This window comes from Psychrobacter sp. CAL346-MNA-CIBAN-0220 (assembly GCF_040309805.1).
Taxonomy (GTDB): Bacteria; Pseudomonadota; Gammaproteobacteria; order Pseudomonadales; family Moraxellaceae; genus Psychrobacter.
In genome coordinates, this window is record NZ_JBEOPF010000192.1 from 1 (window position 1) to 278 (window position 278).

At 41.7% G+C, this 278-nt stretch carries 1 protein-coding gene; it reads right to left on the reverse strand.

Features of this window, described 5'->3' with window-relative positions; translation table 11 throughout:
- Positions 1 to 268: SLC13 family permease (locus tag AAEY88_RS13280; RefSeq protein ID WP_350563146.1), on the reverse strand; the 268-nt coding region annotated here is incomplete at its 3' end.
- Between the last annotated feature and the right edge of the window lie 10 nt (positions 269 to 278).

Below are 278 nucleotides of genomic sequence, written 5' to 3' on the forward strand. Positions count from 1 at the left end.
CACCTACACCGGTTGCATACGTAAACGACAACCAATGCTGTTGACTCATTACAATGTCGGCTTTTAATAACGCTGCCGTTAGTGGCACGTTATCAACACCTGCAGATAAAATACCCATTAAGTAGTTTGCGTACTCTGGCGCCATTACCGTATACAAATTAGTAAATTGGCTCAGTACCCCAACTTCTTTTAACGCACCAACAAGCAGTAACACACCCACGAAAAACAATAAGGTGTCGTACTCTATGTCGCGTATAAAATCGATCATATCTTTGTTG